This window comes from Sphingobacterium sp. DR205 (assembly GCF_011064245.1).
GTDB classification, from domain to species: Bacteria; Bacteroidota; Bacteroidia; order Sphingobacteriales; family Sphingobacteriaceae; genus Sphingobacterium; species Sphingobacterium athyrii.
In genome coordinates this window covers 5,883,254-5,905,194 of record NZ_CP049333.1, presented here as the reverse complement: position 1 = coordinate 5,905,194, position 21,941 = coordinate 5,883,254, and the positions used below count along the sequence as shown (strand labels likewise).

Annotated in this window: 15 protein-coding genes and 2 pseudogenes; 4 read left to right on the top strand and 13 right to left on the bottom strand. The window is 36.1% G+C overall.

The features are described 5' to 3' along the window. Positions 1-30: 30 nt before the first annotated feature. Positions 31-987, bottom strand: a complete 957-nt coding sequence (istA, locus tag G6053_RS25240; RefSeq protein WP_165308966.1) for an IS21 family transposase — start codon at positions 985-987, stop codon at positions 31-33. A 205-nt stretch (positions 988-1,192) separates the two neighbouring features. Between istA and G6053_RS31000 the strand changes: the two are divergent. Beyond that, positions 1,193-1,477, top strand: a pseudogene (locus G6053_RS31000) (recombinase family protein); the annotation flags it as partial. A 90-nt stretch (positions 1,478-1,567) separates the two neighbouring features. Further along, positions 1,568-2,542, top strand: coding sequence for a recombinase family protein (locus G6053_RS25235; protein WP_277603217.1), 975 nt, complete (start codon positions 1,568-1,570; stop codon positions 2,540-2,542). Positions 2,543-2,786: 244 nt separating this feature from the next. Here G6053_RS25235 and G6053_RS25230 read toward each other — a convergent pair whose 3' ends face one another. From G6053_RS25230 to G6053_RS25175, 12 genes and pseudogenes are all read right to left on the bottom strand, one after another. After that, a complete protein-coding gene (locus tag G6053_RS25230; RefSeq protein WP_165308964.1) occupies positions 2,787-6,008 on the bottom strand; it encodes an SNF2-related protein in 3,222 nt (1,073 codons plus the stop codon). A gap of 2 nt (positions 6,009-6,010) precedes the next feature. Further along, positions 6,011-8,161, bottom strand: coding sequence for a P-loop NTPase fold protein (locus G6053_RS25225; RefSeq protein WP_165308963.1), 2,151 nt, complete (start codon positions 8,159-8,161; stop codon positions 6,011-6,013). An 11-nt stretch (positions 8,162-8,172) separates the two neighbouring features. Continuing rightward, on the bottom strand, positions 8,173-11,295 hold the full coding sequence (locus G6053_RS25220; protein ID WP_165308962.1) for a hypothetical protein: 3,123 nt from the start codon (positions 11,293-11,295) through the stop codon (positions 8,173-8,175). Beyond that, positions 11,282-11,815 (bottom strand): ABC-three component system middle component 1, encoded by a 534-nt coding sequence (locus G6053_RS25215; RefSeq protein WP_165308961.1) that lies wholly within the window; start codon positions 11,813-11,815, stop codon positions 11,282-11,284. The genes G6053_RS25220 and G6053_RS25215 overlap by 14 nt, the downstream gene beginning before the upstream one ends. Next, positions 11,799-13,163: an ABC-three component system protein gene (locus tag G6053_RS25210; protein WP_165308960.1), complete on the bottom strand. Its 1,365-nt coding sequence runs from the start codon at positions 13,161-13,163 to the stop codon at positions 11,799-11,801. The genes G6053_RS25215 and G6053_RS25210 overlap by 17 nt, the downstream gene beginning before the upstream one ends. Positions 13,164-13,166: 3 nt before the next feature. Further along, entirely contained in the window at positions 13,167-14,231 is a 1,065-nt protein-coding gene (locus G6053_RS25205) for an MBL fold metallo-hydrolase (RefSeq protein WP_165308959.1), read from the bottom strand. Between the two features lie 264 nt (positions 14,232-14,495). Continuing rightward, positions 14,496-14,960, bottom strand: a complete 465-nt coding sequence (locus G6053_RS25200) for a hypothetical protein (protein WP_165308958.1) — start codon at positions 14,958-14,960, stop codon at positions 14,496-14,498. A gap of 42 nt (positions 14,961-15,002) precedes the next feature. Further along, positions 15,003-16,476 (bottom strand): annotated as a pseudogene (locus G6053_RS25195) (IS66 family transposase). Positions 16,477-16,510: 34 nt separating this feature from the next. Then, positions 16,511-16,864, bottom strand: coding sequence for an IS66 family insertion sequence element accessory protein TnpB (tnpB, locus tag G6053_RS25190; protein ID WP_277603190.1), 354 nt, complete (start codon positions 16,862-16,864; stop codon positions 16,511-16,513). 1 nt (position 16,865) lies between these two features. Further along, a complete protein-coding gene (locus G6053_RS25185) occupies positions 16,866-17,144 on the bottom strand; it encodes an IS66 family insertion sequence element accessory protein TnpB (protein ID WP_241254835.1) in 279 nt (92 codons plus the stop codon). 16 nt (positions 17,145-17,160) lie between these two features. Then, a complete protein-coding gene (locus G6053_RS25180; protein WP_165308956.1) occupies positions 17,161-17,934 on the bottom strand; it encodes an NADH:flavin oxidoreductase in 774 nt (257 codons plus the stop codon). Positions 17,935-18,041: 107 nt separating this feature from the next. Continuing rightward, on the bottom strand, positions 18,042-18,821 hold the full coding sequence (locus G6053_RS25175) for an NUDIX domain-containing protein (protein ID WP_165308955.1): 780 nt from the start codon (positions 18,819-18,821) through the stop codon (positions 18,042-18,044). Between the two features lie 289 nt (positions 18,822-19,110). Here G6053_RS25175 and G6053_RS25170 point away from each other — a divergent pair, with 289 nt between their 5' ends. Further along, entirely contained in the window at positions 19,111-21,306 is a 2,196-nt protein-coding gene (locus tag G6053_RS25170) for a hypothetical protein (protein ID WP_165308954.1), read from the top strand. A 163-nt stretch (positions 21,307-21,469) separates the two neighbouring features. Next, positions 21,470-21,862, top strand: a complete 393-nt coding sequence (locus G6053_RS25165) for a hypothetical protein (protein ID WP_165308953.1) — start codon at positions 21,470-21,472, stop codon at positions 21,860-21,862. The last annotated feature ends 79 nt before the right edge of the window (positions 21,863-21,941 follow it).

Genomic DNA, 21,941 nt, shown 5'->3' with positions numbered 1-21,941 from the left:
TCAGGTTATATGTTGATACTGGAAGCGGGGTCAGATATTCTTTTTCCAGATCAATGAACTGGCTTCTTCTGGTTGCCCCCCATGTGAGAAAAGGTAGTCATTGTATAGCACCAACTGCTCCGCTATGGCCACATTGAGCTCTTTCAGACTAAAGAAGGTCTGCTTATCCAGTGGGTAAAAGATACGCTGATAAACCAATGTTACGCTACGCTCTACAAGTGCTTTATCCTGTGGATGATATGGCCGTGCAGGATCAACTACACAGTTATGGAAGAGAGCAAAGTCTGCAAGTGTCTTGTTGATTTCAGGAGCATATTTAGAGCCCTTACTAACAGCTGATTTCAGGTTGTCGGATACAATAGCCTGGGGCACACCGCCTGACCACCTAAGGCAGCTCTCAAGACAGTCGATAAAGTCTTCACGCTTTTGGCTGGCAACGGCTTTTACAAACGTATATTGACTGCAGGGGTAAACGGCTACGAAGATTTCCACGGGAATAACCTCACCGGTGATCCGGTCAATATACGACATCTTTTTACCTGTAAAGTCTACAAAAAGCTTTTGCCCCGCTCTATGTTCCAGCTTTCCTGAGGCTTTGACCTGACCCCGCCATTTTCTGTAATGGGTTGTAAACTGTGTATAGCGATATCCATCTGGATATTCAAGGAGATAGTTGTGCCATATGGTCCGTAGCGTCGCTCCAGGGCGTTTGAGTTCATTCTGTATTTTACTGAACTCAGAGGATAGGGTTTCGTAACGTTTCTTTTCTGTCTGGTCTTCTTCTGTGAAAAGGTCGTGAAGCTCGGCATCATCCATGCCCAACAGTTCGGAGTGATCCAATTCCAGTAAATTAAACCGACTAATATAGCTATCTACCGTTTTACGGTTGATGTTCATCATCTGGGCAACCTTACGGTTACTAAGTCCTTTTTTCTTAAGAAGGATCAGTGTTCTAAGTTCCATTTTGTCTTTCCGTTGTCCTGCCATGCTGCTGTGATATATTTATACAACAGCAACTTAAGCAGGTTAAGGGAAAGTGGCCCAATGACTTCCGTTTCTAAGTACGAATGGCCCAATGACCTCCGAAATTAAGGCGATTTTTTGGCCCAGCGACTTCCGAAATAATTGGCAAATCAAACCGAATTAACTGGCCCGGTGACCTCCGTGATAGACACATACTGCCCGAAACTTTGATAGGCCGGATATTAAGGTACTTTTTGACTTTATCAAAAAGAACCATGATCAAATTGATTATTTGGTCGTAGCTGAGTTAACAAGATTCAGTAGGATCGCAGGCGACGCCATTAATATGGTTACAAAAATTCAAGCACTTTATGATGTGAGGATTTTAAGCGCTAGTAGAGGATCAATTTATGATTGTATGGATCATAATTCCTTCTTTATAATGGGACTTGAATTTTTAATGGGCAATTCTGAAAATATAAAAAGACAGAATGACATAAATGCAGGAATCTATGCAGCAAAAGCCATAAAAGGACTATGGATAGAAGGAGAACCTGCACCTTTTGGTTATAAAAAAGAAGGAAAGAATGAGGAACGTCGCCTAGTGATTAATGAAAGTGAAGCGATAGTCGTTAGATATATTTATGAAGCTTTTATTTCCGGGGTTGCATTATACAAAATCAAAGAAAAGGCAAAGGAGTTAGGTTTAAAACGTATGGGAACTACAGCTGTAGAGCGAATATTGACAAATCCTTTGTATTATGGATTCCAACATGTTAAACCGTGGAAACAAAATCCAGGAGGTTTATACCCACTAAAAAATCATGAACCTATTGTTGATCCAACGACTTGGAAATTAGTAAATGAAAAAATAAAAAGAGGTACTAAAGAAAGGAAAATTTATGACGATCAAATTCCACTACGTGGTGCTTTACGCTGCCATTGCGGAAAACTATTAACAGGTGCTGCAAGTAAAGGGAAAATGGGAAAATATTATTATTACTATAAATGTAGTATCGCTAGTGCCCATAATAATATAAATGCTGAAAAAGCTCACAAACAATTATCCGGCGCTTTAGAATTAATGAGTCTTCCTGAAAAACTAATATCCAGTATAAAAGAAAAGAGTGAGATCGAGATGGAGACAACTTTAAAAGAACATAAAACATTATTGAAACAACGCCAAATCGAATACGAGCAAACTGGCCAAAAGCTTTTGTCAATTGAAGAAAAATGGATTTCAAATCGAATTCAACACGACACATATGAAAGATGGCATAACGAGCTGACTATAAAAAAAGAATCTCTAAAAGATCAAATTGATAAATTAAGACATAATTCAGATAAGACTTATTCATTGTTACAAGATCAGCTGTTTTACCTTTCAGACCTAAATTATGTTTATACCGAAGCTAACACAATAGAAAAACAGGAACTCATTAAAATGGTGTTCGACGACTTTTTATACTATGAAAATGGTATCTATCGAACTCCGTATATTATGGAGCCTTTTATTCGTAATGAATTTAAAATGAGGGGGATGGGTTGTTTAGATTATACAAAAAAACGGGATAATTGAAAAATTATCCCGTCAAGTGGAGGTCACGATAGTTCAATAGAACCTTTAGTGCCTTTATTACAGTTTATTAAGAAGATAAAAATTGGTAAATAGAATTATATGGAATTACCCAATATAGTTCTATTTGCCGGTTTTTGTTTATCTAAATCATAAGGTATAAGAGATTTAATTTTGTTTTTTGTTATCAATATGCAGCAAAGGAAAAAAAAGGTTTGATACCTTTTTCTGGAAGATTTAAATCGTCTTAAACTTTAATTGCTATGATACAAGCTGAAACTAACTCATCCAATGTATTTGAATATTGACAGCTTTCCAGCAACCAATCTAACCTTTCGGATGTGATATTTACATTTTTATAATCAAGATCTTTTAAAGTATATATTTTTCTTCTCCTCATTTGAATACTCTTTAGCTTGTCAAGTTCCGGAATTAATATTGTAAGCCATAGTGTAGCAAGGTGATCTAGATCAACATATTCATCAACATCAATTTTAGTGTCAAATAGGGCTATTAGTTTTTCGCATTTAAATTTGTCTTCGGTAGATTTAAATATTTTTTCATGATATTTTTTAAGAATACTTTCTCCTTTTTCTAATGCCCGTTTTTTCTTCCATGGAAGTAAATTTCTTTCTTGCCTTCTTAGTTTTTGTATGATTATTTTCATTTGGGTGGAGGTATCTACTTCGCTCCATTTCCTTTGAATAATATTATCTTTAGCTAAATATTCCTTCAATTTTTTTGTGATTTCAGAAAAATCTGTATAGCCTTTATTCTGCTCATCAATCAATAACCACTTAGGACTTTTGGTCGTACTACCTCTAAAAGCGAAAAAGCTCCAATTCTTGTCAGATTCAATAAAGCTTATTGCTGATTTCACGGTAGCTTCCACGTCTTTATATGTATCGTAAATCTGGTGATTTATTAACGCATCGCCTCCTTCCATTAAGCTGTACAGATATTGAGTGCTGTCTTTTACACCTTTCCATTCATAATCTTCTGTAGCATACTCATTGAAGGCATTAATTAAGTCATGAGTATTAAAATCATCTTTCAAGTGTTTTTCATAGATTGCCTTAGGAATGTCTACATTATTTCCTATAAGATTTTCAGTTATTATTAAGGTATCTAACATTCTTTTGTCTCCTTTAAGAGAAAAAGCATCGGAGTCATCAGGCCATAAAATTCTAATTTCATCATGTTCGCAGTCCATGCGCTCTAGTCTGCCGATCCGTTGCTCTATAATTCTCAGTACACTTGGCATATCTAATAATACTAAACAACTCGCATCTTGAAGGTTGATACCTTCAGACATGGCATCAGAACATAAAGCTATCAACTTTTCATCTTTCGCTGCCCCAAGTGAAAAAATCTCCATGATTTGATTTCGATTTGTCTTATTGTGTCCCGCTGCAACAATGGATTTTACTTTTTGTTGTTTTTCACTTATTATTTTATGGAGATAATCTAAGGTGATTACCGTTGAATCAAAAGCTAGTACTTTGCTGTTTAGTAGTGCGGACTTAATAAGTGTATTAGCTTTTTGTAATTCCCTATTTCCACTTAACTTTTCAGTCAATAAAGCTATTCTCTCGTAAATCTTAATTTCTTCTTCACACACCTGATCATACCTTAATTTATCATAAAGCCATTGTTGTTCTTCTTCTAGGAGGTGAGTTTCCACATATTTTTTTGGAAGATTAAGTTTGCATTTAGCAATTTTTGACAAAATATTTCCCGAATTATTTTTGGTCGATTTAAGATCAAATTTTTTGTTTGCGGCATCTGTACCATATAAATATTCGTATAAAGCACACATAGAAGAACGCAGATTCATTCTTATCATATAGCCAGCAAGTGCTATTGCTGATGTGAACCTTTGTTTGATATAAGCTGCTTTCTCATCATCTTTATTTATATAATCAGGTATTCTAAGAATTTGCAAGTAATGAACTCCTTTTAATTTGAGTGTTAGATTCAATATTTCCTTAGCAATTGCCTTGTCGTCTTCTGTTTCTCCTGTAGAATATACTTCTGATTTTGTATTTGGATATTTGCAGGTATTACCATGCCTATTTTTATAAAGATCGGGTTCCCTATCAACCATTTTGTTTAATTCTTTTTTTGTTCGACGGACAATAAACTGGTTGATATATCCTTTAAGTTGTTCAAGATGCTTTTTGTCTATATTTTTCTTACGGTTTTTTCTTAATTCTAGATAAGTCGTTAAGTCTTCATCACTCAGATTATCTATATCAAGCAATTCGATTAATCTTAATAAATCATCGGCTTTTTTATTTATCGGAGTCGCTGTTGAAAGAATTACATGACTAGACCCCTTTGGTGATATAGCTTTACTTCTTTTGGATTTTGGATGGAGATAATTATGAGCTTCGTCTATAACCAATATATCTGACCCTTCGATCATTTTTTGCAATGCTTTTTGGTTTCTATCAAGTCCTAGACTTAATTTCCCCATTGACTCTATTTTATTATAAAGACTAAAATGAGTTTGTTCTCTTTCCCAATTATCCATAACCTGCCTTGGACAGATAATTAGAGCATTTGAACGGTCTTTTAAACCATTTTCCCATAACCAATGAAATAGTGTATATGCTAGAGCCGTTGCAAATTTTGTTTTTCCGCTACCTGTTGGGTCAGCAATTAATACCCGTCCTTGATCTTGAACAATTTTCATTGCTCTTGCGATACCAATTTTTTGAGATGGCCAAAGGTTGTGAGTGATAAGTGCCTGATAGAGGGAAGGATAATCTTTCATCCATTTGCTTTCTAATATTTCAGCAATCGCTCGAGCGATTGCCTCTTCCCAAGTAGCATCTTTAAGAAGTTTCTTAAAAAGTTCCATCAATCCTTCATTATAATCGCTGGCTGCATCATAGTAGTGATCAGCAATCTTTTTTATATCGGTGTATTGATCTTTTTCTACTTGAGATAAAATAGGCTGTACCCTAATATTGGCTTCTGTTTGGAAGATTGTTCCTGACTTACTAAAATTTGATGAACCTAGTATTGCTGCTTCATCACCTACATATATTTTTGCATGAAGTTTATCCTTTACTTTGAAATTATACTTACCCTCTTTTATTTTTTCAATAATATTAATTATTGGACCACAGAGTCTAATACTGACATTCTGCTTTACCCAATAATTCTTAATTTCCGTTGGTAGTGAATAATGAGGCAAACGTTTACTTACACGTTCATCGGGGTCAAATCCAATAACAATACGTAGACTTTGTAACTCTGGATAATCGATGGTTCCAAAAATATCGATTAAATTAGATAACGATGTGAATCCAGTTAGGATTATATAGTTCCTAGAATCTTTAATATCCGTTAATAGAATATCTCTAACCATTCTCCCTTGTTCTTTTAGATTCAACGGAAATTTTTCCTGTCCGGGAAGGTCCAGATTATAGTTGAAGTCGAAAAGGTTAGGATTAGTCATAATTAACTGTTTTCAATAAACCATTGAAAGATAGATATTAAAGTGTAATCGTCGATGGGGTCACGATCTGAAATAACCGATGGACCGGTTTCATGCGGATGATTACCATACGCGGTTATAAGGTTATCATTAATAAGATTTACATCAGCAACTTCTTTCACTGCTCTATAATTAGTTTCATAAAAACCAGATTTGTATGTGCTTCTATGAACATTCTTACTCTGTGGACTAAAGGAACTTGAGCTAATCGTCGGGGTGAAAACCTTTATAAGTTGCAATGCGAAATCAGGATTACTCCTATTACTTAAGTGTTTCTTCCAAAATGACTGTAACTTATTCTTGTACTTCTTTGATTTACTCCACCAGCTGAGAACATGCCAAAGATTACCATCCGAAAGAAGTGTAAAGAAATTTTCATCTGTCATTTCATTCAGAAAACGTTCAATAATGAATTCCTGAATTTGAGTTTCATCATTTTTCGAGAAAATAGCCTTATCAGGGTTATTCTTTTCCCGATACATCAACCAATAGTGTATTTCCATAGCATACTCTAATGATGGAGTTTCTAAAAGTAGCTGTTTGATAAACTGTATCTGATTTGACTTATGTAAATTTCTGACTAATCGTGCAATAAGGCTTGCAGACTGAGCATAGGTCGTTGCAAAATGAATATCCTGTTCCCTGGGAAGAGTATGTCCGATTTGCGCCAATGCAAGAGACAAATTGATTGACTGCTCTTCTGTAAACAATTCTTCTTGCATACGAAGTTTTAAAATAAGCTCAAATGCTGAATATTGCTCAATAGATTGTTCCAGTTTATGAAAGGTTTCTTCAATAGGCATAATTTCAAGACTATTTATTAACTGATCAAAATAGTTGTCAGGTATGACTCCTTCTTGAACAGTATAGGAAAAATAGCGCTCAAAATACCTGTTAGAGCAAATCTTTTTTTCTTTTGTCCATTGGGTGTAAGATTTGTCTGGATAGGTTGTATTACTGTAGATAGATTTTAGTTGTGGAAATAGTAACTGCAACAATCCAACTATCACCTTTTGTTTGTCTTCATTATATATCTGAATGACCGAAGAAATATGCCTTTTTATATCATCTTTTTTGTGCTGTGCTCTTCCAAATTCAGAATAATGTTTATCTGTTCTTTCTAGAAATAAATAGCCATTTGTCCTGATAAAATCGTACAATTCGGGATAGAATATTTTAACACCTTCAATAATAATTAAATCTCCTGTATTGGCCTCTCCTTTAAGAAGGGGTAAGGAAAAGGATAACGTGTTAGCGTATCGAATTCCCAAACGAGGGGTATCCATAAATGGCAGAAAAGCTGAATTAAAGGCTTCAATAAAACTATTATTTTCATGCTCGCTTAATTGAATGGACCAATTTTCAAGAACTTTATTGAGCAAAGTTATAGTATACTTTGACATAGCTTTTTTACTCGCTATGGGTATTTTCAATGGCACCTGAATAATTTTCTCTAAGAAATTGTATCCTGAAACTTTGCTGTTTCCACCATACTTTGGAGCCAAAGCCGCCGAAACCATTTCATCATCAAATGAAAGAATATAAGCCGTTTGAGGAAAATCACCGACTAATTTAACTAACTTGAAAACATATTGGATCTCCTGAATGTCCAATCTATCAATATCATCAACGAATACTACGATATTCTTTCCTGAATCAATTATCAAATCATCAATACGTTTTTTTAGCTGTTCTGAAGAGGTATTCTTTAGTTTATTCCCTAACTTCTCCAAACCATCAGTCTTTACACCAACGAACTGTGTTATTGTTCCAATCGCTCCTCCATAGTCACTGAGCAAAGCACCGATTTTTTCTTTATTTGTTTTGTCAGAAGCACCTAATGCATCTGTAATACTCGAAAAGAAAGATTTAAGTAAATGTTGCTCATCAGAAAAAAGCCATGGATTGAAATTCACAACGACTGTATCCGAAGGCAATTCTTCCCGAATAAAATTCATAACCGTAGTCTTTCCTTCTCCCCACCTGCCATATAGCCCTACAATTAGAGATTTATCAATTTTTGGAGTAGCAACGATGGATGCAATACGTTTTGCAAATTCGTAACGCTGAAAATTATCTTCTGATTTGACTGATGCTGGCTTGTCTGTATACATTGAATAAAAAATTAATTTACTCTAACCTTTCCAAATGATTCCAGTTCCAAAAACTTCGATTCAAAAAGTCCAGAAGGTATTTTTTTCTTTAACAAATTATGGAAGTTCTCGTCGTGTGTAGATAAAACAATCTGCTTCCCTTCATTTACCACTATACTCCTAAATAGATCAATAGTCGATAATACATTTACACTATCCATGGATTGAATTGGATCATCAATGAAGATGCAATTATAAACTTTTGAATTTAATGCTGTTGCTAAGAATATGCTTAAACTCAATATATTAATTTGGGCAGTACTGAAATATAGGTTTGGTATTAGGACATTTTCATTCTTGGTATTCTCAACAAAAACATCCAATCTTGGATGATCGGAATCAAAGTTTGCCTTAAATTTTACTGACTTAAAATCAGGGTGCGGGTCTATTTTCCTGTATAATTTATTGATCAATTCCTCGTGGAAAAAATTTTTGATTCGATTTTCAAGATAAGTTCTGGCATTATCACGTTCTGTTGTTATAACCAGCTCAACTTTCTGTTCTAAAAAGTCAAGTTCTTCTATTGCATTAGCAAGTTTCATTTTAGCATTTTCGGATTGGAGAAACGGCCAAACATTCTCACTATATTTTTCCAGTTTTTGATATTCTAATTGTGTAGATTGTGTACGTTCTATATCAGCCTTATATTTTGTCTGCTTTTCTTCGATTATATTTGATAGAGTCGTCTCATTCATTTGGGATGAATCAATATTCAAATTGTCTTTTAGGAAGTAACGGTAGGCAGTAAGTTTTAAATCATTTTCATGAGTCAATTTTTCTAATTCCGTTTTCTCCTGTAACAAATTCTCTCTTTTAAAGGATGTCAGTTCTTGATTAAGGGCATCACTTTTTTCTTCTGTTTCTTTCAGTTTGGTAGCAAATTGACTAATACTTTGTGTTAATGAAGAGTCTCTTTGGAGCAACAATTCCTTATTTATTTCTTTGTCTGGGAAATACTCATTAAACCATCCTGTTACAGACACATATTTCTCGTTATTAATTAGACTTTCATTTTCTTTTTTAATTAAATCTATCTGATTTTTCAAGGAAACTAACTGCTCCTTGGCCTTATCAATAGCCTCTTTATTAATAGAGATTTTAGGGCTAACAATATCTCTTACTTTATTAGCTTCTTTTATATTTTCATCAATTTGCTTTTCAAAAATTTCAAACGACAATCCTTTTAAGTCGAGTTTTTGGATTTCGTTCTTCTCTTTTATTATATTCAGTTCTACCTCAATATCTTTAATATTCAATCTTAGACTTTCCAACAACTGTCTTTCTTTTTGATTTTTAGTAGAAAGTTTGTCAAGTTGTTGGCTATAAATACTTAGAAGCTGTTCTCGACTTTGTTTTACATTTGTCGTTAAGTCAGAAATGCGTAGTTCACTCTTACTTTTTTGAGCAAGAAGTGTTTTCAATGTTTCATCTAATGCCTTATTATTGGTGATTTTTTCAACTAACACACTGTATGAGCCATAAACTTGTTCACACAAAGGACAGGAGGAAGATTGACGTTCATTAACAATAGACAAGCCTGCCTTTATAAAATCTGATATTGTTTGATTTAATGTTTCCTGTTGTTTAATAGTTGTGTTGAGAGATTTTAACGTTGTATTTTCATTAGAAAGCAAATGTTCACCTCTTTCTAATTTTTGCACTAATTCACTTACCTCTAGATTTTCGTCTTCGGAAATTTGAGGATAAAATCCATCAGTTATTTCCTTGATTATTCGTTGTAAATTCGTAATAGCACTTTCTAATTCACGCTGTTCTTTTTCGTTCTTATCAGCTTGTCCCTTTTTATCGTTTAGTTCCTTATCTGTTTTTTGAATTAAGTTATTTAGATGTTCAAATTCTGCTTTCATTTCAGGAATCTTAGCTTTTTTAGTTGCCAATTCTTCCAATTGCCTCAATACCGTTTCAAGTTGGCTTCGTAATTCTATTTCTATACGATTTAGCTCACCCAATTGCTTATTAATATCCTCACTAATAGCCTCTGTTTGCGATATTTTACTAATTTTTTCCTGTACTTCTTTTAATATCCGCTCATATTCCGGAAAATCTGAAATCACCTTGGTAACTCGATTTTTGTCATCTATATGGATTTGCTGTGATTTCTTTATGTTATCTATTTCGATTCCTGTCTTTTCAAGACTTTCAAATTTTTCTAAGAGCGGTTGTATTTCTAATAACTTTTTACGATCATTTTGAATACGTTCTTGAATAGAAAAGTAGGTTTTAAGTCCGATGACCGAATCATTACCTGATTTTGAGATATCTACATACTCCAATAATTTAACCAATTCAGATTCATAATTACTGGAAATAGTCCTGTTTGCGATAATATCTTTAAATCTCTTTATGTCTTCCTGCGTACTTTCAAGTGACAAAAATGTTAAAGACTGTTCTTTAAACTTTTCTATCAATAATTGAATTTGTTTATTAACAGCCTCAAGTAGATTTTCAGAATCTATATTTTGAATGTTCTTTTCAAATTCTGCAATATCCTCTTTGAGTTTATTCTTTTTAGTTTCGTGAACGGAACAGGTTTGCTTAAGTTTATTATAATACTCGTTTATACTTGACAACTCAGGTATTTCCATGAACTTCTCATAACGGTACTCACCATTCTGTTCAGTGAGAAATGCTGTTATCCATTCTTGAGATAATATTACCTTTTGAAATTCATGGACTTCTGGTTTTATTTTGAAGTTTAAATCATGAATTTGGTTGCCATGTTTTTTAAATTTTTTATTGATAATGGGCTTTTTATCCGAATCAGTAGTAATATTTATATATGTCTCTCTATCTGGAGGAGATTTTATATTTCTAATAAAAGACAATTCGTTCTGTTGATTTTGAAAATTGGCTAATTTATCCAGTTCTCTATTACCTACGAAAAATCTGTTTATAGAACCTGTTATGCCATATTCGACTGCATCATAGAATGATGTTTTACCAAATCCATTAGGTGCGTATAATGATATAAAACCTGCTGGTTTATCTGATGCTGTTGTTAAGTCAAATGTTGCATCTTTAGGATCATCATATATCCTAAAGCCCGATATCTCAATTTTTTTAAACTTCATCATTCTCTACCTTTTTTAATTCGCGAATAATTTCATCAAGCCCATTTTTAATATCATCTGTAATTTTCTTTTTATAGCTGATTCTATTTAATATTTCCCAAATAGCGGAGTTTGGTTGAAATGATGTTTCTTCAAAACCAATAATAGGCTGTATTTCTGTATCATCATTCTTTATATGTTCTTGAATAATTGATTCGATATCTTGTTTAGGATAAATAATAATTTTTCTGCTTGAGAATGTGTCGTTTTCAATGATATATTTTAGGTCATCTTTTATTTCTTGTTCCAGAATGAAAAATAGATAAATATTCCATACACTAAATTCATTTCTAAGCGATGATTGAAAATGTACTGCAATAAATTCAGTAATAGATTTCCATTGATTTGTTAGGGTTTTCTCGTCTTCAATATTTATAAAGAAAGTTGGAATTATGCCACCAAAATTTGTCTCCCTATATCCGAATGAGATTTTAGGGAACTCACTTTGTATATCAGATAGTAACTCTTCAATTAAGTAGTTCATGGTATTCTTGCTTTAATTTTGTTAATAACTGAATTTCACTTAAATTCTCGTATTCATCCAGTTTATTTAAAATGCATTCACTCTTGAAGTAATCTAAGTGAATAAAACTAAATGATTGAAAGGGGTCTATTCCTAAATCCGTTCTAAATCCTCTTTTATCTTGCGGTATCTTGATATTATTAATCATTCCTCCAACAGGTATTCTAAACGGCTTTCGAGGTGTTTTTTTTGAATTAATAATTACTGTTCCACCTGACTTTAATCCAAAATAGTCTGATTTAGAAAGGCGATCTTGAAAAAGGGTAGTACAGTCTTCAACGTGTGTATATTTTAACCTTACATTATTAAATATTTCCTCCAATTGTTGAGTGGTTATATTCTCTTCTTTAATAATATTGAAGATTGTAAGAAATTCTAACCACCCCAACCATATACTCTTGTTGTCCAAGCATTGAACTTCATTTTCATCTATTAATAACCTTCTTTCAAACAATTCTCTTATACCTAAAGGAGTTATATTTGACTGGATAACATCCAATGCTTTATTTCTTAGATGGATTCTTATTGATTCTATTTTGTTTTCATCCCAGGCGTCAACTTCCAAAGCGAATGCTTCATCTCTGAGAAAATCAAATTTCCCTAAAAACGGAGGATGCAATTTTGTCAAAAATGCTTTATACTCTTCATAGTCGATTATCTCAGAAAAGTATTTCATAGGAACAAAGCATATTTTCCCGTTAGCCCAGACTGCATGTTTCATTTCGCTTTGTATTCCAATAATATAAACATTTTCACCCTGGATTGATAGTATGCCTCCGCCCGACATTCCTTCAATTTGAAGCTTGTTAAGAGTATCGTTTATTAGTTGTGCATTTTGCAAGTATTGTGCTGGAAGTCCAGATTCTCTAATTTTGTAATCGGTATCCCTGCTGCCAATTGCATTATTCTCCATTTGTTTAGGAAACCCGTATAATGAATAGTTATCAATTTTGTTAGGGATTTCGATTGATATTATTTTGTCAAATTCAGGCAATAAAGGTTCAACTTTTAATATAGCAGCATCGGCATATTTATGGGGGAAATAAGTTTGATTTCGTATTAGAATGAAGGGAATTATTTGTTCTTGCCAATGACCACCAACATTCACTTGCCTAACAATAGAAATTTCCGTTCCGTCTGGAGTTGCATACGCAACATCGTTACCATCTTCATCCTGTGATACACTTTCAAACAGATGCTTAGCAGTTAGGATATAAGTATATTTATTTTCTTCTAATATAGGCTGGAATAAACATCCACTTCCATCCTTTACGCGAACAGTGTATAGCTTTAATTCGTCTAATGTCATTATTTAAAAATCTAGTTCTTTGATTATTCGAGCTTTTATTTTAAAATCTTGCCTATCTTGCTTTGAGAATATATCATTTCGGACATGTTCATAGTTAAAGTGAAAAATTGCATTAGGGTTTACATTTAGTATTCGGGCTAATGTCCTTTTATCCGGATGATTATGTCCAGAACTATCAGTACTAATAATATAATTTTCTGTTTTTATAACTTCTAACAGCTCCTTGTTAGTATTTGCTTTACTACCATGATGAGAGACCTTCATTACTTCAACTTCTAAAGGTTTTTCTTTACTATAGCCAAGTGCTTTTAGTTGTGTTACTATATTTTTAGGATGAGAATCTGCCAAAAACAAAAAACGTTTGTTACCCAAAGTCAAGATAAATGAAATGGAGCTTCCATTTTTGACACTAGTATCCTGATTAAATTTGAACTCAGATTTGTTTTCTTCCTCAATAAAATCCTTGATATTTTTATTCCAGTCTTTTTCTTTTCCAGCAGTATATGCGGGATCGCCAGTTTTTTCTTTATATTCCTTTAGAAGTTTTTTCAATTGTGCTTCACTGGGCGAAAGAATTTGAATTTTTACACCGTATTTATCAAGCTGTTGTCCTTCTATTATTATTTTTTGATCCCATATCTTGTTTTTAATCAAATAGTTCTCAAAATCTATGGCTTCATGAACCCCCGTTTGTGTATCGGAAAATATCTTTATACCCACTCTTAAAACCTCATTTTCTGGTTCTTTGAGATAAGTGGCAATTAATTTTCCAGAGTTGAACCAAACATTTTTTACCAATTCATGGGCTTTGTCATCTAATTCAAACCATTTTAGTAGACCGCAAATATGATCATTGTCAATATGAGTTAATACGAGAAGATCTATAAATTGATTTTTTTTTCTGAGTGATTTAATTTCAGAAAGTAGGTCTCCTTCAATATTAGTATTAACAGAGTAATATGTTTGTTCTACACCTCCATCAATTAGTATATTTCGATTGGTACTCCCATCATTGAATGATAAGAGTAGAGAATCTCCATTTCCTGCTTTTAGTAATTTTATCTTCACGGCAATTTTACTCTCTTTGGTTAATAAATTTGGGGCTTAGCAAAGTTGGTTTATGCAAATATAATGAAACTAGCCGTTGGCTTAGATAAAAATATAGTTTAAAAAGTGATATTGTTTGTTATTTTGAAAAATAATTCCAGGATATTTTATTAAAGTAAAGTTTCAAAATGCTGCATAAGAATTTCGATTTTATCCTTTATATCCTTTTATCTCCAAAATTGGATTTTTTTGGACACTTACACACTATTATATTTTATAACTTAGTTAAGCTTCATTTGCCCATTCAGGAAGAATACATTTGATGCCGTAAGGTGAACCCATAAGGGTGGCACATGTGTTGCAGTGATCACACCCGTTTACATACTTTTTGCCATAAGTATTCAAATGGTTAACCATTGCTGGATCACGCATGAGAGGCCTGCCTGACTGAACGAAATCAAATCCTGTTTCCATCACTTTTTCAAGGCTTTCCGTTTCTGTAGCCCCGCCCACATACACTAGATTGCATTTTACTGCATCCTTAATTTTTTTTGCGTTGTCCAATAAATATAGTTCTTCATATGGATATGTTTTAAACATACTGGGGCCCATCATCCGCATGCCAAGTTTCAAAAGAGGATTGGTTTCAAACTTCAGTAGACCGTTAAGGAGAGATTGTCCATGGAATAGCAACATAGGATTTTGGCTGGAGGTACCGGCACTTAGAATAATGGCATCAATTCCTGCCATGTCTAACATCTGGGCTGTAGCAATACGTATCCGCCCTGCGAACTACATGTCAGTTGATTTCTTGAAGTTTTGTGGATAAAGGTCTTTTATATCCTTATGGTTTATTGATTCTATATTTATTAAAGTATGCTTTAACCACTTAAAAGGATTTACTTCATGCTTTTTGCAGATAGCGAAGAAAGAATATATCATTGCCGCACGCCCGGCGGCTTCATGACTGCCGGCGAAGAGCCAGTTCTTGCGACCGAGCGCTATGGGTCTGATAGCGTTTTCCACGAGATTGTTGTCTATCTGTAGGTTTCCATCATGCATATAAGCCGAAAGCGCATCCCAACGTGCATAGGTATAGGCCATAGCCTTTCCGATCTGACTTTTAGGAAGTGTTTTTTATCTCTTCGAATATCCATTTACCCATATCGTTGATAACCGGCAGCGATTCTTTCAGCCGTAGCTCCTTGACCTTATCAGGCGATAACTTTTCTTCCTTAGCTTTTCGTTCAACTTTATAAAGATCCTGTATCATCAGTAAAGCCTTTTTGGCTCTTTGCGGGTCATTTTGTAGGGCTCTCTCAAACTCACGGCGTGCGTGTGCCCAGCAGGCCAGATGGGTGATGTCTTTCTTTTTACCAAACTTTTCGTATGCCGCATAGCCATCTGTCTGTAGATACCCTTTAAAGTTATCCAGCATGGATTTAGGTACATGACCAGCACGGGAAGGGTTATAATCGAACAGCACCGTTTTATCCAAAGGCGAATGGTAGACCCAAAAGTACCCCTGATGGGAAGCTCCTTTTTTATCGCTGTCCAGTACTTTTATTACTGTTTCGTCAACCTGTAGATATCCTTTTGTTTTGGTGTCGAAGACGAGTTGCTCATACAGTGGTTCCAGTTTTTCCAGCGCCTGTTTTGTCCATCCTTCGATAGTGGATGATGGTATCTGTATATTTTCCCTGGCGAACATCTGCTTCTGGCGGTAGAGCGGAAGGTGATCCATATATTTTGCAGTCAGGATCATCGCTAGTAGCCCCGCTCCGGGTATCCCTTTATCGATGACACGCTCGGGAAGCCCTGCGATGGATACGCCATCTCCGTTTTTAGCCGCATATTTATAACGGATGTAACGTTTGATATAGAACTTTGCAGGCTCGCACTCAAGCTCTTCGGTAATCTCTTTTCCAATACATACCATTTCCGATAGGTCTCCTTCGGGGTGGATCTCGACCTCTTCTACCGGTAGATGTTCAGGTAACTTCGCACGTCCTTTATGGTGAGGACGTTTACGGACATACTCGATCTTTTCCTTGATTTCCTCCTGTTGCTGTACAACTTCGGCCGGCTCTGCTTCAAAGGGGAGCATGGTCTGGTTTGGGTCTCCTTCGAAGCGTTCGCGACTCTGTCCGAACTGCATGCGCTTGTACATGGCAAGCTGTGACTTTAGATAATCTATCTCTTGATCACGGCTGGAAACAACCTTGATAAGGTCTTCTTTCGAGAGGTTTTCCAGCGCTTTTTCCATGCCATAAAGATACGCATTTATTGCCTTAATACCATTAAAAAAGCTGTTTTTGAGGTAATAAATAACGTTTTTTCTGTATACTCTTCACAACATGTATACCCTCGACCATCAGTATCAGATCGCTCCAGGACAGCTCACCTTTCTTAAGTTCAGATGCACCAAAAGTTCCCTGCTCCAGACGTTTGTAGTAAAGTACAAAGCCACCACTTTCCCAGTGTAATAGTTTTATATGGGTGCGGCTACGGTTTAGAAATACAAAGACCTCTCCGCTGGTAGGCTGGCGTTGCATCACAGAAAGCACCAGTCCGCAAAGTCCATCAAAACTTTTTCGCATATCGCAGTAGCCGTCGTAAAGGTAGAATCTGTGGGAAGACCCAAGCGAAAACATATTAGTAAAGACGGATCAGCTGAGACAGAAGACCCAGATCGCTTTCCACTTTCAGAACAACCCCGTTGGGATAGATGATCTCTATCTCCTTACGGACAGATCTGTCAATCGGTGTGAAACTTCCACTAGCACCATCTTGTTCCCTGCTCCGAGAAAACCAATAATAAAACTTCGCCTCATTGATCCCCCTTGAATCACAGTACTGCTTCTTGCTCATACCGCTCTGCTGCCAATCTGCTATCATCGACAGCATCTGATCTCTTTTTTCCTTTGAACTCATTAAGCAAAACTCGGAATTATAAAGCGTTCATAAAATATGCACTTGGTCGGGCGGATACAGCAATACCATCATTTAAAGATATTCCTCCTTTGACATCATCATACATCGTGATTTTTGCCAATATAGGAAATTCATTGCCCACCGTTTTTCTTACAGCTTCCAGTACACGAAGAGGAAAACGCATCCGGTTTCCAATGCTACCGCCATAGCTGTCCTTTCTTTTATTTGTGATCGGGCTTATAAATTGGCTTAACAGATATCCGTGCCCGAAATGAATCTCGACAGCATCAAATCCGGCGGCTTTCATGATTCCGGCAGTACGGGCAAAGCCATCAATCACTTCCTGCATTAATTTTTCGTCCATTTTCCCCGTAAGGAACATACCATACGGGATACCCGACATGTTCAAGATCTTCGAAGGGGCAATCGGTCGCCGGCGTTGTAAATTTGTATTGCGGCTGAAACCACCGCAGTGAGCTATTTGCCCTGAGAGTTTCGTACCGTATTTATGTACAGTATTAGCTAACTTTTCTAACTGCGGCTTAATTTCTTCCCTAATATACATGTAATGTCCCTGCATTCTGCCGTCTGGTTCCGGGGAGCAATAAGCCAATGTGGTCATTCCTACGCCGCCCTTGGCGAAGGTTTCATGAAAATCAATACATTTCTGAGATATGTTAAAATTATTATCCAACATTGATTCAAAAGTTGCGGCTTTGATGAGCCTATTCGGTAATGCCAGCCCGTTCAACATGACAGGAGATAGCAGTTTTTTTAAAGGGTCGCTCATTTTGTTTCAAATTTTAAATAATTATTGGACTAGTTTTTAAGCTGTATCACAAATAGCGTGTATGTTTCCGTTTCAAACATCATAATCATATTTTCAGAACTTAAGTATTAGAAAATAGAAACTCCGTCTTTAAGTGCCATACTATAAACTTCTTTATTGAATGTATATAAATATGGCGGTCGGTGCCCGGCAACATTTTTCAATTCGTTGGTATTTTTGATGATGCCCAGTGATAATAGTTTTCTGGTAAAATTACGGTCATCTATTTTAGTGCCTAGAACAGTCTCATATAAAGCACGTATTTCCGGGAGGGTGAATTTTTCGGGTAAAAGTTCATATCCGACCGGATAATGATAAATATGTAGACGTAGCGCTTTTAAAGCTTCAAGGATAATCTGCGTATGGTCAAAAAGTAGTGGAGGCAATGTGTTAATATCCCACCACTGAGCGACTTCCGCGAAGAAAGAGCCGTTGATCTTTGCTTTAGAAAACTCAGTCAATGTATAAAATCCGATGGAAACGATCGGTTGGAACATCCAGTGGTTTTCATCTATTTTCAGACCCGTTAATTGGCTTAATACTTCTGGAGTGATATGGGGATCTCTGTTCCTTCCCGGTGTACTGAACACTTTAAATTGCTGTAAAAATAAATGATCAAGGCCGGTACGCTGATGCGCTACTCTGGTTGCCGCTTTTTCCACATCTTCTGTTTTTTTTATATATCCTCCGGGTAACATCCAGGAACCGAAGTTTGGATTGCGCAGTAATAGAACTTTAAGTTCTTTATCATGGTAACCAAATATCACATTGTCTACGGATATGTTGGCCAGATAATCCTGGTTGCCTTTTAAAAAGAGGTCTTCTAATTCTTCTTGTGCGTTTATCATATTACAAATTAAAAAAATATTTCCGTCATTTTGACGGATTGTAAAAATTATTTATATCTTTACGTCATATTGACGGATAGGTGTGAAGCACATACCTAGCCAGTGATAACCAAATTATAAATTGAAATCAACAATGGGAAAAAATCTAACCGTGTTTTTATGTGGCCCCGTGGCCATTCTTCTGCTGGCTGCCCAAACAGTGGTGGGTCAGGTCTAGGATTCTATTAAAACTGTAATTGATACAGCGAGTTCCTCGCCTCGGGGGAAAGAGGAAAAAAATCGCAATGTAATGCTTAATGCAGAAAGCAATTCACAGCCCAGGCAGGTGAATATCGGGTTGCCGTTTAACGGTGATATCCTTATCCTCGAAAACGATGTACCTGTTGTTTATTCGTTTTGGCCAACCATCCCAACCACAGCTTGGCGCTACGACAATAGTTTAAGTCGTATGGGGCTTTTATCCTTTGCAGAAAGTGCGCTTCTTTTTGGGAAGGTAGGTTTTACGGTTAACTCGACTGATCGTGAAGCCGGGTCTTCTTTTAAAGGATATGCTTCGATATACACCAACAGCTTCGGGTCATTTCGCTATGATGCGACCGTTACTGGTCCCCTCAGCAAAAATGGTTGGGGATATATGTTGAGCATGTTTCAGGCGTATGACCGGGGGAGCGGTATAAATTATATGTACACTCCCTGGCAGGATCGTACCGCCATTATCAAAGCAGGAATTTCGAAAAAATATAAAAAAGGCAATATCCGTTTATTGTATAAATATTCCGATTCGCGGATCCAGTTTTCTAACTATAATCCTTTTATCTATGAAGGTGATGGTAAAACCAGGCCACTTGACGGTTTTAAGCCGGGTGAAGACAGCTATCTGGTGAGAGACGGGAAAGTTCCTTATTATGATCCATTCAATGGTAAACCCGGGGTGCTTAATCTTGATGATGACAAGTTCAATCGTTCCGAAAACCATTCATTATACATAAATGGTACGCATAAATTTGACAACGGATGGAAGATGAACTACTCTTCTATGTTCCAGACTGCAAATTCCCCATTTGTCATTCAATTTCCCATCAGCTTGAATATCATTGATCCCGATCAGCAAGCGGGACAACAGTATAAATATCAAGGAACTGACAAAATGTATGATGGGCCTGTACAATTTGTATCTAACCAGGCACTTTCAGATTCAAAGGTCAGAACGCTCATATCGAGAGTAGAATTTACCAATAAGGTCAAAGGCCATGACCTTCGTTTTGGCTTTACGCAGCAGTTCAATGCAACAAAGTATAAGACTTATGCCAGTGTTTATACCCAGACTATTGAACCTAATCCGTCTTTATTGGATATGTATGCATTTGTTCCAGAAATGAATGGATATGCTAAAGCAACCAATGAGTTTGGAGCGATGCCTGCTTCTGCGGGAGGTTACGGTAAAATATCCGATAGCAGGATCAGTAAGGTGGCGCTCTACGCCTCTGACGATTTTAAGCTTAATAAATGGCTGAGTGTTGGCTTAGGTGCAAGAATTGAACATCAGAATATACATGAGGTTTATAATCCTTATATCAATGATTTTGTAATGGATAGACCTATGGTGACGAAAGATTTTAAGAACAAATGGAACAAGGTTGGATTAGCGAACTTCGTAGCGAGTGTTGCCGGTGGATTTGGTTTTTTAGGAGATGTGACTTACAATTCCTGGTATGACCGTTACTGGGACTATCCACATAAAGATGCAAACGGTAATCCTGTTCCAGATCCTTCAACACCCGGAGCGAAACCGATTCAGAATGTTCCTAATAGTTTCAAAACCGATGTGCTGAATATTGGGGGAGGCGTATATTATAATTATGGCTCGTTATTCAGTATAGTCTCTAAAGTTACCCGAATTACCAAGAACAATATTCTGGTCGGCTTAAATATTACCAATCCTGCAAACCCTGCCCAAAGAAGTACATTTGACCCCTTATTCTATGACATCAGTACCCTTGGATGGTCTACCGATATTGTTACAACACCGTTTAAGGGTTTCAGTCTGCACTATCTGTTAACCTTACAAAAACCGCAATACAAGAATTTTGCCTATGGCGCATTTGGCCTGAACTACAACTATAGCAATAACACGATTCCGGAATTATCCGGTACGCTCATGGAGTTTGATCCATCTTATTCTTTCTTAAAAGGGGCGATGAAAGTTTGGGTTAGCCTGCGTTATTTTGGAAAGCAGTACGGTAATCAAACGAATTCCATTTATTATAAGGGATGGTGGGAAAACTTCGGGGGGCTTGATTATAGGTTGAGCCGTAATATCGACTTTAAACTTCAGGTGACCAATTTCCTTAACCAGCGAGGTGTAAAAGGAGCGCTACAGGGGGCAGATCAGATAATTGATCCGACACCTTATATCGGACGTAAATTGGTTGCCGGTGCCATACGGCCCCGGACCATTGAATTCACGGCAAATTTCAAGCTTTAATTCTATTTAACTATTCCGAACGGTGGACTCCATCTTCTGAAACCGCAGTCTGGCATTGAGGAACTAAACGGAAAGTCCCTGTGGGGAAAAGGGAGGATTGATCCTTAAAATTATAACATTTAAACATTCAATAATTCAATTTTTAAATTTAAAACAAGTAAACATGAAAAAGTTAAATGCTTTTATTGCAGGAATATTCCTGCTGTTGGTATCCCTGAATGTCAATGCACAGGATACAACTAAAACAGATTATTTCGCTGGCAAATGGTCTGTTGTGGCTGAAGGAACGCCAAATGGCGACGCCCAATTTCTGGTAAACCTACAGCGGAAGGATGGAAAGCTCGTTGGGACAATTGACGATCCTGCCACCGGTAAGGAAACCTCCAAGATTGATAAGGTAGAGGAGAAAGAAAAATCGGTAACCGTATATTTTGTCGGAGGTGGTTTTGATGTATATCTTTTCCTTGAAAAGAAAGACGAGGACAATGTAACGGGTAGCCTCATGGACATGTTCGAAGCGGTCGGAAAAAGAGTAAAGGACAGCCCCGCGAAGTAATGCGCTGTTGTGACAGGGAGGTAACCGTTTCCTTCCTGTATTTCATTCCAGGCTGACGGTCCTTTCAGGTATAGAAAGG

What these genes read in the sequence shown, in the direction of transcription:
- G6053_RS25215 (WP_165308961.1), bottom strand. Translation starts at nt 11,815, where the DNA reads ATGAACTACTTAATTGAAGAGTTACTATCTGATATACAAAGTGAGTTC.
- G6053_RS25210 (WP_165308960.1), bottom strand. Translation starts at nt 13,163, where the DNA reads ATGACATTAGACGAATTAAAGCTATACACTGTTCGCGTAAAGGATGGA.
- G6053_RS25175 (WP_165308955.1), bottom strand. Translation starts at nt 18,821, where the DNA reads ATGATAAACGCACAAGAAGAATTAGAAGACCTCTTTTTAAAAGGCAAC.
- tnpB (WP_277603190.1), bottom strand. Translation starts at nt 16,864, where the DNA reads ATGTTTTCGCTTGGGTCTTCCCACAGATTCTACCTTTACGACGGCTAC.
- G6053_RS25225 (WP_165308963.1), bottom strand. Translation starts at nt 8,161, where the DNA reads ATGTATACAGACAAGCCAGCATCAGTCAAATCAGAAGATAATTTTCAG.
- G6053_RS25180 (WP_165308956.1), bottom strand. Translation starts at nt 17,934, where the DNA reads ATGAGCGACCCTTTAAAAAAACTGCTATCTCCTGTCATGTTGAACGGG.
- G6053_RS25165 (WP_165308953.1), top strand. Translation starts at nt 21,470, where the DNA reads ATGAAAAAGTTAAATGCTTTTATTGCAGGAATATTCCTGCTGTTGGTA.
- istA (WP_165308966.1), bottom strand. Translation starts at nt 987, where the DNA reads ATGGCAGGACAACGGAAAGACAAAATGGAACTTAGAACACTGATCCTT.
- G6053_RS25230 (WP_165308964.1), bottom strand. Translation starts at nt 6,008, where the DNA reads ATGACTAATCCTAACCTTTTCGACTTCAACTATAATCTGGACCTTCCC.
- G6053_RS25200 (WP_165308958.1), bottom strand. Translation starts at nt 14,960, where the DNA reads ATGGCAGGAATTGATGCCATTATTCTAAGTGCCGGTACCTCCAGCCAA.
- G6053_RS25220 (WP_165308962.1), bottom strand. Translation starts at nt 11,295, where the DNA reads ATGATGAAGTTTAAAAAAATTGAGATATCGGGCTTTAGGATATATGAT.
- G6053_RS25185 (WP_241254835.1), bottom strand. Translation starts at nt 17,144, where the DNA reads ATGAGTTCAAAGGAAAAAAGAGATCAGATGCTGTCGATGATAGCAGAT.
- G6053_RS25170 (WP_165308954.1), top strand. Translation starts at nt 19,111, where the DNA reads ATGCTTAATGCAGAAAGCAATTCACAGCCCAGGCAGGTGAATATCGGG.